Consider the following 16,519-nt stretch of genomic DNA (forward strand, 5'->3'; position numbering starts at 1 on the left):
GCTAGCGGATGTCGGGCTGCTCGCCGCGGAGGACGGCGGCGGTGTGGGCGGCCTTGGTCCTGACCTGTCCGTCGGTGTCCTGGACGGCTGCCTGCTCGATGCGGGGCAGTACGGGCCGGGCCCCGCCGCCGATGTTCCGCAGCGCGCCGACCGCCTGGAGCCGTACCCGGTGGTGGCCGTGATGCGCCAGGGTGTCGGCGAGCCACGGCACGCTGTGCTCGGTGCGTCCGGCTCTGGCGAGGGCTTCGGCGGCGACGATGCGCACGTGCACGGACGGGTCGTGGGCGAGGAGGTGGCCGAGCGTGTCCGCCGCCGGTTCCGCTCCCGCGTCGAGCATCACCGCGCCGAGGGCGCCCCAGTAGCGCACGACCTCGTTGCCGTGCCGCATCGCCGTGACGAGCCGGGGGAGGTTCTCCGGTGCCCGCCGGATGGCGGTGCCGGCGACGGCCAGCACCTCGGGCAGGGGGTAGGCGCCGGGGGCGCGGCTGGCGTCGTAGCCTTCGAGCGGCGATCCCTCGGGGATGAAGCCGTTGTCGTGGGTTTCCAGCAGGTGGGCGTCCAGGGCCCGGCGCAGCCGGGCGCGGACCGCGCGCAGGGCGGGGTCGTCGATGAGGTTGCGCACCTCGTCGGGGTCTTGTGCGAGGTCGTAGAGTTCCTCGGCGGGCTTCTGCCGCCAGAAGCGTGACTGCGTCTCGTCCAGTTCGCCTCCGACGTACAGGTCCTGCCAGTCCCGGTAGCCGGCCTGGCGCCAGCCGTACACGACGTGCTGGCCGTAGACGAGGTGGGGCAGGTAGTTGCGGACGTAGCGGTAACGGCGGTCGCGAACGGTGCGCTGCATGTCGTATGTCTCGTCCATCCGCCCGCGCTGGGAGAGGCGTACTGACGAGGACGCCCCCGGCGGCCGGCGAAGGCAACGCCGCGCATGTGGGCCGGGGCTTCGAGGCCCGCGAGGCGCAGGACCGTGGGCGGCAGGTCGATGGCGCTGACCGGATGGCGCACCACCGAACCGGCCTCGTCCGGGGCGAGATGGGCCCAGTTCCTGCCGAACCGGACGATCAGCGGGGTGTGCAGGCCGCTGTCGTAGCAGTAGCGCTTGCTGCGCGGCAGCACCCCGCCGTTGTCGGAGTAGTAGAAGACGATGGTGTCGTCGGCGAGCCCGGCTTCTTCGAGTTCGTCCAGCCGGGCGGCGATCTGCGCGTCCATCGTGCTCATGCGGTCGTAGTAGTGAGCCCGGTCCTTGCGCAGCGTGGGCGTGTCCGGGTGGTAGGCGGGCAGGCGGACGGACTCCGGCGGCGTGACCGGTGTCCAGTCGCCGAACATGCTGGACTCGTGGGTGGAGTCGTGGTTGAACACGGCGAAGAACGGTGCTCCCGCGGGCCGTTGGCTCCAGTGCGCCCGGTTGCCCGAGGCGTCCCAGACCGCGGCGGGGTCGAACGGGCCGTTGTAGTCGGTCTTGGCGTTGTTGGTGCAGTAGTAGCCGGCCTCGCGCAGATAGGCGGGGAAGCCGCGGAGCCAGTGCGGTGTCCGCGCCTCGGCCCGGTGGTGCTGGCCCGGCCCGCACTCCTGCGGGTAGACGCCGGTGAGCAGGGCGAACCTCGACGGTGCGCACACCGGGGCGACGGAGAACGCGTTCGCGTAGCGCACGCCGTCCGACGCGAGCGCGTCGAGGGTGGGTGTGCGGGCCACCGCGTCGCCGTAGGCGCCGATGAACGGGTTGTTGTCCTCGCTCACGAGCCACAGGATGTTCGGTCTGCGCGGAGCGGTCCCGGCGGCGGCGCCGGACGGGGACAGGGCCAGGCCCCCGGCCCCGGCGACCGCCGCACCGGCCGACAGGAACCGCCGCCGGGCCATCCCTTCGTCCTCTCCTGCCCGGTCGGCTGGAGGCGTGGTCGTCGGCATGCGGGCACATCCCATCTGGAGCTCGGGGCAGGTGTGGTGTCGGTCGGTGTACGCGCCGCGGAGGCCGGGCGCGCGGTGTCCGGGTCGGCAGCGGCCTCCCGGGCAACGGCCGGCCGCGGCGGGTTACGCCTGGCCCGGCGGTCGCCGGGCGGCCGACATCATGGCGGTCATCTGATCACGCGTTCGCGTGATTGCCGACGCCGGCGGTCAGGCTGAAACATGATCGCCATGTTCGGGAACAGGGGCGGCGAACAGGCAGTGCCAGTGCGGGACATGCCCCGAGGCGCCGGTGAGCGGCCCGGAAACGCGCCGCTGGGCGGCCCTACGATGGACATCGCATTGCAGGGTCATGTCATCCATGGCCCTGGCGGCCGGACGCATGATCCCATCCGTGCATGACACACGGATCACCCTTCCCGTACCGGCCGGGCGTCTCCCGCCGGGGCTTCCTCGGCGGCGTCGCCGCCGCGTCACTGGCGGCTGCCGCGGCGGTGCCCGTCGCTGCCGCGGCGGGCGCCGGTCATGGCGGCGGCCGTCGGCCGAACATCGTGCTCATCGTCCTCGACGACCTGGGCCAGGGCGAGCTGGGCTGCTACGGCCAGCGCCGGATCCGTACCCCGGTGCTGGACGGGCTGGCCGCGGAGGGCATCCGGTTCACCGACGCGTACGCGAATCCCTCCTGCGCGCCGACCCGGGCGTCGCTGCTGACCGGCCTGCACACCGGCCACGCCTCGGTGAAGTCCAACGCCGACGCCGGAACGGGGCTGTCGGCACAGGACGTCACGGTCGCCGAGGTGCTGCGCTCCGCCGGCTACACCACCGGCCTCGTCGGCAAGTGGGGCCTCGGCCCGGAGACCGGCGGCAACCCCGGCCACCCGAACAGCCAGGGCTTCGACCACTTCTTCGGCTACATCAACCAGCGGCACGCGCACGACTACTGGCCGACGTATCTGTGGCGCGACGGCGAGCGCGTGTCCTACCCGGAGAACGACGGCGCGGACGTCACGTACGCCATCGACCTGTTCACCCAGGACGCATTGGAGTTCCTCGACCGCAGCCGGGACGAGCCGTTCTTCCTGCACCTGAACTACACCACCCCGCACGCCCCCAACGAGATCCCCGACGACGCGCCGTACACGGACGAGGACTGGCCGCAGGGCGAGCGCAATCACGCCGCCCAGATCACCTACACCGACGGCGAGATCGGCAAGGTACTGGCCCGGCTCACGCAACTCGGCCTGGCGGACGACACCCTGGTCCTGGTCACCAGCGACAACGGTCCGCACGCCGCCGGGCACAACATGGGGCACGTGGGCAGCACGCTGCCGCACGACCCGGAGTTCTTCGACAGCAACGGCCCCCTGCGCGGTATCAAGTTCACCGTCTACGAAGGCGGCATCAGGGTGCCGCTCATCGTCCGGCTGCCGGCGGCGCTGCGGGCCGCGGGCGGCCCCGCGCCCGGCTCGGTGCTGCATGACCCGGTGGCCGTCTGGGACCACCTGCCCACGCTGGCCGAGGTCGGCGGTGCCGCCGCGCCGCAGGGGCTGGACGGTGTGTCGTTCGTGCCCGCGCTGACCGGCCGCAGGCAGCCCCGGCACCCCTACCTGTACTGGGAGGCCGACGGGGCCGACGAGGCGGTGCGCTTCGGCAGATGGAAGGGCGTACGCCCCGAGGACGGACCGGTCGAACTGTACGACCTGCGCGCCGACCCCGGCGAGCAGAACGACGTCGCCGGGGCCCGCCCGGGGCTGGTCCGCAAGGCCGAGCGGCTGCTGGCCGACGCCGTCGCGGAGCGCTGACGTGCACTGCTGCGCCCCGGCGGCCTCGGCGAGTGCGACGGCCTCGGCGAGCCCGGCGTCCGGGGAGGCGCTGCTGCCGGTCCCGGCTGTCGTGCCGGCGGCGGCAGGCCCGTTCCGCCCGTCCGCCGCCGACCGCCGCACCCGGGGGCAACTCGCGCTGCCCGGCGGCACGTTCGCCATGGGCGACGCTTTCGGCGAAGGCTACCCCGAGGACGGCGAGGGCCCCGTCCACGACGTGCACCTGGATCCGTTCCGGATCGACGCCACCGCCGTCACCAATGCCGCCTTCGCCGGCTTCGTCAAGGCCACCGGCTACGTCACCGACGCCGAGCGCCTCGGCATGTCCGCCGTCTTCCACCTCACCGTGCAGGCCGACCCCGCCGACGTACTGGGGCAGGCCGCGGGCACGCCGTGGTGGCTCGTCGTCCGCGGCGCCTCCTGGCGCCATCCGCAGGGGGCGCGCTCCGGCATCGGGGACCTGCGCAACCACCCGGTGGTCCAGGTGAGCTGGAACGACGCGCAGGCGTACTGCCAGTGGGCCGGCAGGCGGCTGCCCACCGAGGCCGAGTGGGAGTACGCCGCACGCGGCGGCCGTGCGGGCAGCCGGTTCCCGTGGGGCGATGAGCTCACGCCGCGCGGGCGGTGGATGTGCAACATCTGGCAGGGCACCTTCCCGAGCCACAACACCGCGGAGGACGGCTACGTCTCCACTGCGCCGGTGAAGGCCTTCCAGCCCAACGGGTACGGACTGTGGAACACCGTCGGCAACATCTGGGAGTGGTGCGCCGACAGCTTCGCCCCCGACACCTATACGGCCCGAGCCGCCGACGTGCCCGTCCACGACCCCCGCGGCCCGCGCGACGACGATCCCGCGGCGCCACGTGTCATGCGCGGCGGCTCGCACCTGTGCCACCACAGCTACTGCTACCGCTACCGGGCGGCGGCCCGCTCCAGCAACACGGCCGACTCCGCAGCCGGGAACATCGGCTTCCGCTGCGCCAACGACGCCGATACCGACCCCGCGGCGGCCGACGCCCTCGTCGGCACCGACCACCACGGCACCTTCGCCACCCCGGCGGCTGTCCAGGCCGCGGACGGGCGATCGGGGAGAGCCGGGCCTGAGGCCGCGGGTCGGTGAGCCGGGCCGGAGCAGCGGCCACTGGACTCACCCACGCAGGAGGGCCAGTGGGCCGGCAACCGCTCCCACGAAGATCCGGGCACTCGTCGAGCAGGCGATGGCCAACACCCGGAGTCGTCTGCACAAGCTGCGATGCTCCACCTCCCGTGTTCCGGTCTGCCCGGTGGGATGCCTTCCCCAGGGCAGGCAGCACAGACGCGAGCAGAGAAAACGGAAACTGGAGCAGCCGGTCCAAGGGGGCGCGGTGCGGGAGCCATGTTCTGCGACCGAGGCCCGCCATCATGAGGGCGGGATCGCCGGGCCGGGTGCGTACCGGCCGTCAGGGCAGGGACGTGAGGAAGGTGAGGAGGGTGGTGGCGAGTTCGGCCGGGGCGTCGAGCGGGGCCAGGTGGCCGGCGTCCGGGAGAGTGTGCAGCCGGGCGCCGGGGATGAGTGCGGCGAGTTCGTGGCCGCGGGGGAGCGGCACCCAGCTCGTGTCGTCTTCGCCCCAGCAGATCAGCACCGGGAGGTCGATCGCCGGATAGCGGTGCTGCATGGCGTCCGTGTAGCGCTGGTCGTCCAGGCGCTGGGTGAGCTGGCGGTAGAAGGCCGCGCGGCCCTGTTCGCCGAGCCAGGGGACGGCCAGTCTGTCGAGGTCGGCCGGGTGGAGGCCGGGGCTGCTGGCGGACTGCACGTACTCGCGTACCACCGCTTCGTGGACCGGGAGCGGGAGCCGGGCGAAGACCTCGGCGTGCTCGCCGACCAGGGCGGAGAACGGGCTGCCCCAGGGTGGCAGGGAGACGGCGTCGACCAGGGCGAGGGCGCGGTAGGGGGCGCCGCGCAGCAGATGAGCCCCGAGGGCGACGGCTCCGCCGGAGTCGTGCGCGGCCACCAGAGGGCGGGTCAGCTGCCAGTGGTCGAGGAGGTCGGTGAAGACTCCGCTCATCGTGTCCAGGGAGAGGTCCTGGCCCACGGTCGCCTCCGAGGCGCCGTAGCCGGGCATGTCCCAGACGTAGACCTGGTAGCGGTCGGCAAGGGCCCGGGCGACGGGCCGCCAGACGTACGACGAGAACGGTGTGCCGTGCAGCAGCACCAGCGGCTCCGCGTCCGGGGCGCCGAGCCGGTCCCACCGGACGACACCGGAGGTGCTTTCGAAGGTACGGGACAGGTGCCAATCCGCCATGCGATCCACTGTAGGTACAAGAGGTCCAGGGTCGGCCCTCGCGTGCGTCGTACGTCATCTCCACGTGCAGTTGGGTGGGCACTCTTTCCCCGGCTCACCCCGGCCGCCAGTCCGGCGACGGTACGTCGGCGTGTACCGCCGCCTGGCGCCGACCGCCGCCCACATCGGCGGTCCCGACCGCAGCCGTCGGCTTGGCCGGTGGCGAGGACTCAGCCGACGTCGCGCTGGCGGCAGTGCTCCGGAACGTGTGCCGGGCGCCGCACACCGGCGTCAGGGTCTCTATCCGGGGGGCCATGCCCGTACCTGGCCGATGAACTCCACATGCCGCGTCTTCGCTCGGGCGCGTGCGCAACGGCCGAGGTCTTCCCGGCAGAGCCGCGAGGCTGAACTCTTTCCCACGCCCCAGCGACGCGCCGCACGACGTCTTCGGGCGTGTCCCTGCCTTTGCGCCATCCTGTCTTGATACCGACCCTCAGCAACACAGCCCCAGGGAGGTGGGAGGCGCCCATGCCCGTCGAGAGCGTGACCCTCCAGAGTGCCGGCGCGCGGCTCAACGGCGACCTTGCGGTGCCCGATGAGGCCGCAGGTCTGGTGCTGTTCGCCCACGGCAGCGGGAGTTCGCGGCACAGCCCGCGCAACCAGGCCGTCGCCGCCCGGTTGAACGACCGCGGGTTCGGCACCCTGCTCCTGGATCTGCTCACGCCGGCCGAGGACCAGACCGATGCGGTCACCCGCGAGCACCGTTTCGACATCACCCTGCTGGCCCGCCGGCTCAGCGGCGCTGTCGACTGGCTCGCGGCCCGCGCCACCGATCTGCCCATCGGGCTCTTCGGCGCCAGCACGGGCGCCGCGGCGGCCCTGATCACCGCGGCCGAGCGTCCCGAGCTCGTACGGGCCGTGGTCTCCCGCGGCGGCCGCCCCGACCTTGCGGGCGGCGCGCTCGCCGACGTACGCGCACCGGTGCTGCTGCTCGTGGGCGGCCGGGACGACACCGTGATCAGGCTCAACGAGGAGGCCGCACAGCAGCTCACCGCACCGCACGAGCTACGCGTGATCCCCGGCGCGACGCACCTTTTCCCGGAGCCGGGCGCGCTGGAGGAGGTCGGCGCCGCGGCGGCGGACTGGTTCACGCGGATGGCCCAGGCCGGCTGAGCACGCACCGCGGTCCGCGGCGGCGCGCGCACGCAAGTCATCCCCGGTCGCGCTCGCGGGAGAGGGCTCGCGCAGCGCAAAGACCGTGATTCCGCTCCTCGCGTTGCTGCAGACCGTGATCAAGAATTGCTCACAGCGCGGTCGCAGGCCGAGGACCGCGGGGCCAGGCTTCCGCCCTTGGGCGGGGGTAAGGGATCGGTGCGTCGGGGGTAACCGCCGCGGCACGGCCCGGGGTGGGGGAGACGTCGGCGGTGGGGCGGCGGCCCGCCACCTGCATCCGGGACAACTGCCCGCGCTCCAACAACTCCGGACGCCACGCACCGGCTGGCGCCGAAGCTGCGTAGCCGACTACCTGACCGCTCACCCTCACCCACCGGCGCCGAGCTTGCTGCCGGGCGCGGTGTCAGCCCGCGTCAGGCCGGGTGCTTGGCCCTCGAGGCCCGCGGCGCGGCTGAGCATCCCGCAGGCAATCAGCGGCGGCGGCAGAGAAACTCGCCGTGTGTCGGGCTCCGGGACTCAAGGGCGATGATGTCGAAACCGGCCCGTTGGAGCATGCCCTCCAGGATCCAGGCGTAGGTGGAGAACTCCTCCCGGATATGTGCTTCGAAGTCTGCCCTGGTGAAACCCTGACCCTCGGGGTGGCCCGCGGTATTGATCCACCGGTGCAGGTGCTGGTGGGCCTGGGAGGGTTCGAAGCTGAAGACGACGTCCACAGGTAGAAGGTGCCACCAGGCCGCAGCATGCCGGCGGCGTTGAGGAGGGCCCGCTGCTTCCAGAAGTCCGGTAGCTGGTGCAGGGCGGACTTGGTGGTGACGACATCGGCGGGCTCGGCGCGGTGCTCGTAGTCCAGGAACCCGGCCCGGTGCCAGTGCGCCCGTACGCTGGACCGCTGCGCCCTGGCCCGGGCGAAGGCGAGCATCTCCTCCGAGACGTCCACGCCGTGTGCTTCGGCACCTCGGCAGGCCGCCTGGACCACCAGGGAACCGGTGCCGCAGGCCAGGTCGACCAGGCGGGTGCCGGCGGCGACGCCGAGGCGTTCGAGCAGGGCGTCGTCGGCGTCGGGATCAGTGCCCTGATGACGGTCGTACGCGGCGACAGCAGCGGGGCTGCCCAGATCGACTCCCACCGGCTCGTACTCGCGGTAGAGCCATGCCGGGCGGGGAGAAGTGGCATCGCTTCGTGGCATGAGCCGTTTGTACGGTATGGCCGGCTCCGGCGGCAACAACACCGTCCTGGCCAAACGCTGTCCTAGCGGCAGCTGGCGCATCACATGCCACTGCGCGCCCCTTACCAGGAAGAATCCGGTAAGCCGATGCCGACGACGTAGAGCTGCGTACGGACGCCTCCGAACCGGCCCCGGGGGAAGACGAGTCGATGAGGTGCGGTCACCGTTCTGCTTCGTACTCGACTTCTGCGATCCGTGCCTGAACGTCCTGGCACTTGGCGAGTCGTGGGGGAATCCTTGTTCTTGAGTCGATTCGGGAGGAGATCACCTGCTGGGCGCTCTATTGCGCCCCCTGCAGATCCACGCCGCGCGGCCGGGGTCGCGATCGGCGGTGGTCTTCACCGCCAGCCCGTCGCGGAGCTGGGGACGAGTGGGCTGGTGCGTCACAGCCTGCGGTCGTCCACGGCGCTGGTGACGGTAGCCGTGACGGACACGACTCCCCTGCGCTCCACTCAGCGAGATTGTCGAGTGCCGTCGGACGGTTCCGGTAGGCGGGTAACGGCCATGAGAGCGGCGTCGTCGTCTAGGCGGCCTCCGGTGTGCCTGGCCAGGTCGACGAGGAGAGAGTCCAGGATCACACCGGGGTCCGCTGGGAGGGGACGGGAAAGGGACGGCACGGGATCGTAGAAGGCGCCGTGGCGGTCGCGTGCCTCCAGCAAACCATCAGTGAATAGCACCAGGGTCGCGCCGTGCGGCAACGTGTGCCGGTCGACTGGTACACGGGTGCGGCCCAGGTCGCCCAAGCCCAGGGGCAGGGAAGGGGCAGACGGCTCCAGCGGACTCGCGCGGCCCTGATAGGCGAGGAACGGCGGTGGATGTCCCAGATTGATCACGTATAGGGGGGAGCCGTCATCGGGGACATCGATGAGGACGGCGGTGGCAAAGGATTCAGTGCCCTCCTCGTCCTCCTCGGCATTGATCCTCAGTATGAGTTCCTCCAGGCGGTCGACCACATCGGTCAAGCCGGGGATGTGAGCCGCGGCCTCGTAGAAGACGCCGAGCAGCCTGTTGACGGCTCGTACCGCGCCCAGTCCTTTCCCCCGCACGTCGGCAATCATCATCCGAACGCCGTCGGGTGTGGGGTGGATGGCGTAGAGGTCGCCGCCGATGGCAGCCTCTTTCGCGGCAGCCCTGTACCGGGTGGCTACGTCAAGCGATCCGACCCGGTCAGGGGGGATGGGCAGTACCGCACGCTGAACAACCTCGGCAACCTCGCGAGTGTCCTTCAGCTGCTTGCGGTCCTTGGTCATGACCCGGTTGAGGATCGCGGCCAGAACGGTCAGGACAACGACGGTCGCGAACCGAACGGAGTAGTCGGTAAGGGTGACGGTTCCCTTCGTGTACGACAGGGCCGTCCCGATCAGCTCTGTAACTACGCCGGTGGCGATCGTGCCCTGCAACGAGTACACGGGGGCGGCCAGAACGGGAGCGGCCGCCAGCAGTGGAAACGCGGTGAATTCCGGCGGGATCAGTACATCGACGACGACGGCGACGAGGAGCACTCCGGCAGGCAGGAAAGAAGGCCATCGACTCCAATGGACGGGAGGTGTGCGGTCGCGTGTCATTACCCTGCGGTCTCTGCTCTCCTGGGCGGATCGTCATCAAACCCCAGTGTCCGACGCACCCCTTCCCCCAGCGACCAGACCAGCCCCATCGGCGCGTCCACATGAGCAACATCAGTTTCTGACGCCACCACGTCGAACCCGGTTCACCAGATTGAACCGCTCCGGGGCTGATGGAGGCTCGATTCCCTGAGAGGATCGAGTCATGGCGCGTCCGTCCCCCTACCCTCCCGAGCTTCGTGAGCGTGCGGTGCGCATGGTCGCGGAGATCCGGCCCAATTACCCGACCGAGTGGGCCGCGATGAAGGCGGTCGCCGCGAAGCTGGGCATCGGTGCCGCGGAGAACGTGCGGACCTGGGTCCGCAAGGCCGAAGTCGATGCCAGGCCAGCGTCCGGGCGTGACTTCGGACGAGGCTGCAGAGGTCAAGCGCCCGAAGGCGGAGAATGCCGAACCGCGGCGGGCGAACGAGATCCTCAAGGCGGCGTCGGCTTTCTTCGCTTCCAGGTCAGCCCGTCGAGTGACCTGCGACGTTAAAGATCAAGCTGAAGCGGTGGCGGGGCATCGCCACTCGCTACGAGAAGGCCGCCACCGTATACCTGGCCGGGCTACACATCGCAGGCACCTCCCTCTGGTCCGCCCGGTGACCCGACGAGGACTACGAGCTGGCGATCTCTTGCCGGAGCTGGAGGGTGAAGCGACGCAGGAGGTCCAACGTCTCCCGGAACTCGGCCCGGCGGTCGTCCCTGCCGTCGGTGGGCCGGGTGCGCCACACCCGGCGCGCGAGAGCATCGGCGAGATCGACAGTGTCGCTGGCGCAGAGCAGGTAGAGAGCTGAGCGTGCTTCCTGCATCCGGTTCACCAATTCGTTGGCTCCAGGGCCGTCGTCACTCAGCTGTGATTCTTTCACGTAGTCCAGTAGCTGAACTACGGCCGTGTTGAAGCCGATCCCGGCCTTGAGCTTCTGTTCGCGCAGCCACATGCGGTCCTGCCGGCGAGCGGTAAACCACGAACCGAACAACACCCCTATGAGGCCGATAGCGGCCCCAATGGCCACGGACAGGATGTTCTCCACGGTCAGCCCCCCAACATCAGTGACGCCAGGCTACAGGGGCCCTCGGAGGCACCGCACTCGATAGGCGCGCTCGCATGCCAAGGGTTCGATGATCCGAACCAAACGACTAGGGCAATTCTTGCCCTGGAAGGGGCGCGCTCAATGGATGACGTTGCTCGTCGTCCCATCAGTCTCGTCCAGGACGAGTCCATCGCTCCCCGAAGGGGTCTTCGAGACGGGCGACTCCGGGAACACCGGGCCCACATCCGCGAAGCCCTGCTCAAGCTCGCCTGAGTCACGCGCTTGCAGGGCATCCTGTACGTCTTGCACCGAGATGTCGCCTGGCAACTTCTGCTGCTGAGCTGGGGCTCGGCTCGTGGCGGACCTGCGGCATGGACAAGCAGACGGCGGCGCGCCGGGCCGACGAGCTGATCGAGCTGACGGGGCTGCAGGGCTTCGAGGACGCCCTGCCGCACGAGCTGTCCGGCGGTATGCAGCAGCGCGTGGCGCTGTGCCGCGCGCTGCTGCACGAGCCGCCGGTGCTGCTGCTCGACGAGCCGTTCGGCGCGCTGGACGCGCTGACGCGGGAGCACCTGAACGTCGAGCTGAACCGCATCTGGCGGGAGACGGGCACGACGATCGTGCTGGTCACCCACTCCATCTCGGAGGCCGTCTACCTCGGCACCCGGGTGGAGGTGATGAGCGCCCGCCCGGGCCGGATCATCGAGACGATGCCGGTGGACCTGCCGCCGGCGCGCGATAGCGGAATGGTCATATCCGCCCCGGAGGCCGAGACCCTGGCGGCCCACACCCGCGGGCTCCTGGGCGGCGCCCACTGACCCGGCAACACACCGGCCGCCGGGGCCCGCTACCGCACCGTCACGGCTTGAAGGATCGTTACGGCCAGATCGAGTCGACCCACTCCGGGTGGTCGATGAACGGGTTCCGGTTGTGCTGGATCTGGTCGAAGATCACCTGGTTTCGGTTCTTTTCGAAATCGCTCGGCGGGTCCTCGTCGTTCCACTCCTTGAGGACCGAGAGCTTGCCGATGGCAGGCGACGAGCCGTTGTTGACCTGTTCGTTGGGCTCCAGGTCGGCGAAGCCGTCGTCGCCTTCGTACCGAACGGCCATGTAGAGGATCATGCGGGCGACGTCGCCCTTGACGTCGTCGCGGGGCTCGAAGGAGTCGTCGTCGCTGAAGCTCCCCGGGGCTTGGTCGACCGGGCTGCCGCCGTAGTCGAAGTCCTTGTTCCCGCGGGTGCTGTTGACCGTCACGTCTGTGGGGCGCAGGTGGTGCACATCGGTGCCCGGACCGGTCGAGGTACCGAAGTCGCCGTGGCTCTTGGCCCAGACGTGCTCGCGGTTCCAGTCGTCGGCGTTGCCGCCGTTGGAGTCCTTGCTCTGCGAGACACCGCTGTAGAGGAGGATGACGTTGTCCGGGTTCTCCGGGTCCTCGTCGGTCTCCATGAGTGCGTCCCAGACCTGGCTGTATGAGATCTTGGTCTGGTCGCCGATGATCGTGTGCAGGGCGCTCTTGAGCTCGTCGCCCTCCTTGCCGAGCGCGTCCTTGTAGTACGTGTCGTCGTACGCGACGACGGAGGACGTTGCGGGTTCGGCGGGCGTTGCCGCGACGGAGGGCAGCGTACCGGTTGCCGCCGCGGCCAGAGCCACGGCTGAGATCAGCGCGGCGCGCGATATTCGGAACGTGTCCACGGAAGTACCTCTCTCCGGGAGTCGACACCTGCCGGTGCCGGGTGTGGGGGGTGGTACGTGGGCCGGCCAGGTGCCGGACCTCCAACGAGCGTGACAGCACGCGCAGTTGGCTTCAAGTACGTACCCGCAGGTGGCCGCGCGTAGACCTGATTTCCCGTGCTGTCGCGGTGTCCGGCGGGGGCGGCGCGCTGTCCCGCACTCACGTCAAGCAGATGGCTCCTCCGCGGGCGACCTGGTAGCGAGTCAGGCGGGTGAGGGCGTCGAGCAGCCGTGTCTGGAGCCCTGAGGGCCGTTGCTTCCCTCAGCGCGCCGCTGGCGTCGCCACCACTCGCCCCGGGCCTCCTAGGATCGGTGGACCGGAACAACGATGGGTGGGCACGGGATGAAGCGCGCGACGGGGGCACTGCTGGGGCTGGCCATCGGGGATGCCATGGGCTTCCCCACCGAGTTCAACACCCTCGCCCAGATCGAGGCGAAGTTCGGGCCGTGGCGCTCGCTCCCGCTGCCGGTCTCCTCGGGCACGGCCTACGTCACCGACGACACGCAGATGACGCTCGCCCTCGGCGAGGCGCTGCACACGGCACTGGCCGACGGCCCGCTGACCGCCGAGCGAATGGAACCACCGGTCCGGGCGCACTTCCTGAGCTGGTACCACTCGCCGGAGAACAACCGGGCCCCCGGGGGTACCTGCCTGCGCGCCTGCGAGGCGCTGGAGCGGGGCGGGGCCTGGCAGCGGGCCAGCGAGGTGGGGTCCAAGGGCTGCGGGGCGAACATGCGGGTCGCACCGCTCGGCCTGATCCCAGGGCTGAGCGCCCAACAGCGCTCCGGCTCAGCCCAGTTGCAGTCGGGCCTCACCCACGGGCACCCCACCGCGCTGGCAGCCAGCGACTTGACCGCGCACGCCGTCCACCTGCTGGCCCAGGGCACGCCCCCGCAGGAGCTGTTGTCGCCGCTGCGCGCCTACGCGGAGGCGAACCGGGCGGTGTATCGCGCCGACTGGCTGGGCAATCTGGCCGAGCACGCCCAGGATCCGGACCGGATCTCCTTCATCTCCCGTGGCTGGCAGGAGTGCCTGGCCGTCCTGGACCGGGTCGAGGCCGCGCTGCCGGACGCCGACCCGGACGCCGACCCCTGCCTGGCCACCGGCGAGGGCTGGATCGCCGAGGAGGCGTTCGCCACCGCGCTGTTCTGCTTCCTCCAACACCCCGACGACCCGTCGGCCGCCGTGCGCCGCGGCGCCTACTCCAGCGGCGACTCAGACTCGATTGCCGCGCTGGCAGGGGCGTTCGCCGGCGCGTGCCACGGGGCGGCGGCCTGGCCGTCGGCGTGGGTCGAGGTCATCGAGTACCGCGAGCGCCTGCTGGCACTCGGCGCGGCCTGGGATCAATAGCCAAGCAGGAGCCGGGACCGCCGCGCTTCGCTTGACCTTCAACCACCTGTGATCGTCATCGGAATGCGTGCTCCGTGGTGATCACATGCGGAAGACTGTGTGCGGGACGCTTCCTACTCCGCTTGCCGCTGTAGAAGAGATCCACGCGCACCTGGTTGATCAGCTGAACCTTGCCCTTCGTCGGCCCGGGATGCACGGCGGCGAGACAGCTCTTCGAATCCTCGTTGATCACCTGCTGCTCGTGGAGCGCGAGCCCGAGGCATGGGCTGAGCTGAAGCAGGACTGGGAAGACCGCGGACTCTGGACCCCCACCGGAATCGCCGGGGCTCTCCAAGACCTGTTCCCCACGCGGGCGGACTGCGACAACATCGCCTCGGTGTACGCAGAGTTCGTGCATCGACGCGGCTGGCTCAAGCCCTATCGGGTTCTCACCAGGGAGGAGTACGAGGCCCTCACTGGCCGAGTCCGGCAGTGGGCCGCTGCTGGCCGCACCTGGCCTGACGTGACAGCCGAGTTCGGCCTCCCTCTGTGCTGTTCGGAGGAAGCAATCCTCTGTACGGGAAGACGCTCGGCTACCTCACGAAGGATCCGCAGCAGCCGATAGTGGTCTTCCACCTGTGGAACGGCAGCGACCCGGGGGCCGAATCGTGGCCACCCGAGCATGAGCAACCGCTCCTCCTCGCGGTGCGATTCGGCGGCAGCTCGTTCAGCGGATCGTTGACCTTCACCCCGGAGGGCGAACAGAGAAAGCCGAGGTGTGTGCCTTGTTCGGCGCAGTAGCCGGTCGACGGAAACCGCAGGTCACCCGCAAGGGGATTCCCGGACAACGAGCCCGCCTCCGCTGAATCCTGAGCTTGTCCCAAGGGGTACAGGACTTGACGCGAAGGCCCTAGGTCTATTGATCATGAGCGTTGTTAACTGGCGTGGGTATTGATCATTGCGAACCGCTCCCCGCGCTGCGGACGGCCGCCTGGTGCTCGCGGTGGCGGCGGTGCGGCTGGGCCCGGCGCCGACCTGGCCGCCGTCACCGCAGAGCAACTCCGCGACGTAGTGGACCGGTTGATCGGCGCGAGGCAGTGGATGGCGGGTGATCCGGAGGTCCTGCTGGTGATGGACGCCGTCTACGAGGCACCGCGGATCTCGCACCTGCTCGGCGACCTTCCGGTGCAGGTCCTCGGCCGGCTCCGCTCGAACCGGGTGATGCGCCGACCCGCGCCAGCCGAACGGAATTCGCGGCGGCGAACCGGGTCTGCGGCCAACCGCCCAAGCACGGCGGCGAGTTCGCCTTCGGCGACCCCCGCTACCTGGGGCGAGGAGCAGGGAGATCACCACCACCGCCATCCGCCGCTACAGTACGGCCGTTGCCCGGGCCTGGGACCGGCTCCACCCGCGGCTGATCGCCGGGCGGGCCTGGCTGGAGTACGACGGGCCGCTGCCGGTCATTGAGGACACGGTGATCCGGCTGGCCGTCGAGAAGCCGCCCAGCGGTGGGTGAACCGGCCAGTGTGGCTGTGGTGGTCTCGCATCGGCGTCGGTGCCGAGATCGTGGACTGCTGCTGGCAGGCGTTCCTGCGCAGGTTCGACCTGGAGCACACCTTCCGCCTGCTCAAGCAGACCCTTGGCTGGACCCGGCCCCGCCTGCGCGACTCGGGGGCGGCCGACCGCTGGACCTGGCTGGTGTGGGCGGAGTTCTGGCCACCGGCGAGACGTACGCCCGGCCCGCTCACCACAAGAAGGGCACCAAACCATGATGAACACCTACAAACAGTTTAACGACAAGCTGACGCACCCGGGGCGGACCCGCCGACGGACCTGTGTCGCCCGTACGGACGCGCGGGGTGCGGCGCTTCCGCAGGTGTCGGCGAACACCGCGTAACGTCACGTTGGGTATCAACCCGCACCGCCGATCCACCCCCAACGGAGGCCCCGTGGGACGCACCAAGCCGCGCCGTACCCAAGCCCAGCGCGCCGCGCGTGAAGCCGCCCGCCGCCGCGAAGCCATCCGCCGGCGCACCGTCAAAGTCCCTGCCTCACCTTCCGCACCCGCCGCGACCACCCGGCAACCGCCGGGCAAGAGGGTCACCATCACCACCGCCGCATGGCGCCAGGGCATTACCGGCGACCCTGGCAAGCCGACCCCCGAGGACTTCGCCGGGCGCCGTGGCGCCCTCCTGGAGGCGATGGAGACCGGCGGCCCGGAAGCTATCCGCCCGCTCATCGAGTCATGGGGTCTTGTGTGGAAGGTCGGCCCCCGCGGCGGACTGTCCGTCGACATCCCCGAGCCCAGCGCCTGACGCCTGAGAAGCCGTTGTCCTATCGATCTTGAGTGCGGTGTGATCGAAAGTGGCCGGTGGGGCGGGTGATTCTGCCGTGGCCGTGCATGAAGACAGGGCCTCTGGTGCAGTTCGGAGTTGCTGAGACACCGAT

13 protein-coding genes and 2 pseudogenes are annotated in these 16,519 nt (G+C 70.3%); 9 read left to right on the forward strand and 6 right to left on the reverse strand.

The features are described from left to right. Position 1: 1 nt before the first annotated feature. Positions 2–856, reverse strand: coding sequence for a HEAT repeat domain-containing protein (locus ABGA99_RS12885; protein WP_347582668.1), 855 nt, complete (start codon positions 854–856; stop codon positions 2–4). 1,438 nt (positions 857–2,294) lie between these two features. On the opposite strand from ABGA99_RS12885, the gene ABGA99_RS12890 reads away from it, so the two are divergent. Together ABGA99_RS12890 and ABGA99_RS12895 are read left to right on the forward strand one after the other, a co-directional pair. After that, complete coding sequence (locus tag ABGA99_RS12890; RefSeq protein ID WP_347580737.1) at positions 2,295–3,698, forward strand: arylsulfatase; 1,404 nt, start codon at positions 2,295–2,297, stop codon at positions 3,696–3,698. Between the two features lie 91 nt (positions 3,699–3,789). Beyond that, positions 3,790–4,836: a formylglycine-generating enzyme family protein gene (locus tag ABGA99_RS12895; protein ID WP_347582675.1), complete on the forward strand. Its 1,047-nt coding sequence runs from the start codon at positions 3,790–3,792 to the stop codon at positions 4,834–4,836. 319 nt (positions 4,837–5,155) lie between these two features. Here ABGA99_RS12895 and ABGA99_RS12900 read toward each other — a convergent pair whose 3' ends face one another. Next, positions 5,156–5,998: an alpha/beta hydrolase gene (locus ABGA99_RS12900; protein WP_347580736.1), complete on the reverse strand. Its 843-nt coding sequence runs from the start codon at positions 5,996–5,998 to the stop codon at positions 5,156–5,158. 507 nt (positions 5,999–6,505) lie between these two features. Here ABGA99_RS12900 and ABGA99_RS12905 point away from each other — a divergent pair. Continuing rightward, entirely contained in the window at positions 6,506–7,150 is a 645-nt protein-coding gene (locus tag ABGA99_RS12905; RefSeq protein WP_347582669.1) for an alpha/beta fold hydrolase, read from the forward strand. 470 nt (positions 7,151–7,620) lie between these two features. Here ABGA99_RS12905 and ABGA99_RS12910 read toward each other — a convergent pair whose 3' ends face one another. Together ABGA99_RS12910 and ABGA99_RS12915 are read right to left on the reverse strand one after the other, a co-directional pair. Next, positions 7,621–7,863, reverse strand: a complete 243-nt coding sequence (locus tag ABGA99_RS12910) for a hypothetical protein (RefSeq protein ID WP_347582670.1) — start codon at positions 7,861–7,863, stop codon at positions 7,621–7,623. A 964-nt stretch (positions 7,864–8,827) separates the two neighbouring features. Next, entirely contained in the window at positions 8,828–9,877 is a 1,050-nt protein-coding gene (locus ABGA99_RS12915) for a PP2C family protein-serine/threonine phosphatase (RefSeq protein ID WP_347582671.1), read from the reverse strand. Positions 9,878–10,142: 265 nt separating this feature from the next. On the opposite strand from ABGA99_RS12915, the pseudogene ABGA99_RS12920 reads away from it, so the two are divergent. Further along, a pseudogene (locus tag ABGA99_RS12920) lies at positions 10,143–10,431 on the forward strand (transposase); the annotation flags it as partial. Between the two features lie 46 nt (positions 10,432–10,477). After that, positions 10,478–10,582 (forward strand): annotated as a pseudogene (locus tag ABGA99_RS12925) (IS5/IS1182 family transposase); the annotation flags it as partial. An 11-nt stretch (positions 10,583–10,593) separates the two neighbouring features. Here the strand turns inward: ABGA99_RS12925 and ABGA99_RS12930 are convergent. Next, the gene (locus tag ABGA99_RS12930) at positions 10,594–11,010 is read right to left on the reverse strand and encodes a hypothetical protein (RefSeq protein ID WP_347580732.1); all 417 of its coding nucleotides are present in this window, start codon (positions 11,008–11,010) and stop codon (positions 10,594–10,596) included. 341 nt (positions 11,011–11,351) lie between these two features. On the opposite strand from ABGA99_RS12930, the gene ABGA99_RS12935 reads away from it, so the two are divergent. Beyond that, positions 11,352–11,828 carry an ATP-binding cassette domain-containing protein gene (locus ABGA99_RS12935; protein ID WP_347580804.1) on the forward strand — a complete coding sequence of 159 codons (477 nt, stop codon included), beginning with the start codon at positions 11,352–11,354 and terminating at the stop codon, positions 11,826–11,828. A gap of 58 nt (positions 11,829–11,886) precedes the next feature. Here the strand turns inward: ABGA99_RS12935 and ABGA99_RS12940 are convergent, their stop codons facing one another. Beyond that, positions 11,887–12,702, reverse strand: coding sequence for an endonuclease (locus ABGA99_RS12940; RefSeq protein WP_347580731.1), 816 nt, complete (start codon positions 12,700–12,702; stop codon positions 11,887–11,889). Between the two features lie 382 nt (positions 12,703–13,084). On the opposite strand from ABGA99_RS12940, the gene ABGA99_RS12945 reads away from it, so the two are divergent. From ABGA99_RS12945 to ABGA99_RS12955, 3 genes are all read left to right on the forward strand, one after another. Next, entirely contained in the window at positions 13,085–14,092 is a 1,008-nt protein-coding gene (locus tag ABGA99_RS12945; RefSeq protein ID WP_347582672.1) for an ADP-ribosylglycohydrolase family protein, read from the forward strand. 85 nt (positions 14,093–14,177) lie between these two features. Beyond that, on the forward strand, positions 14,178–14,696 hold the full coding sequence (locus ABGA99_RS12950; protein ID WP_347582673.1) for a hypothetical protein: 519 nt from the start codon (positions 14,178–14,180) through the stop codon (positions 14,694–14,696). Positions 14,697–16,020: 1,324 nt separating this feature from the next. Further along, positions 16,021–16,386, forward strand: coding sequence for a hypothetical protein (locus ABGA99_RS12955; RefSeq protein WP_347580727.1), 366 nt, complete (start codon positions 16,021–16,023; stop codon positions 16,384–16,386). Positions 16,387–16,519: the final 133 nt, after the last annotated feature.

Origin of the sequence: Streptomyces sp. B5E4 (assembly GCF_039871555.1) — a bacterium.
Classification (GTDB): Bacteria; Actinomycetota; Actinomycetes; order Streptomycetales; family Streptomycetaceae; genus Streptomyces.

Excerpts from the sequence above, each read along its gene's own strand:
- ABGA99_RS12890 (WP_347580737.1), top strand. The coding sequence starts at position 2,295 with ATGACACACGGATCACCCTTCCCGTACCGGCCGGGCGTCTCCCGCCGG.
- ABGA99_RS12905 (WP_347582669.1), top strand. The coding sequence starts at position 6,506 with ATGCCCGTCGAGAGCGTGACCCTCCAGAGTGCCGGCGCGCGGCTCAAC.
- ABGA99_RS12900 (WP_347580736.1), bottom strand. The coding sequence starts at position 5,998 with ATGGCGGATTGGCACCTGTCCCGTACCTTCGAAAGCACCTCCGGTGTC.
- ABGA99_RS12950 (WP_347582673.1), top strand. The coding sequence starts at position 14,178 with ATGCGGAAGACTGTGTGCGGGACGCTTCCTACTCCGCTTGCCGCTGTA.
- ABGA99_RS12945 (WP_347582672.1), top strand. The coding sequence starts at position 13,085 with ATGAAGCGCGCGACGGGGGCACTGCTGGGGCTGGCCATCGGGGATGCC.
- ABGA99_RS12885 (WP_347582668.1), bottom strand. The coding sequence starts at position 856 with ATGGACGAGACATACGACATGCAGCGCACCGTTCGCGACCGCCGTTAC.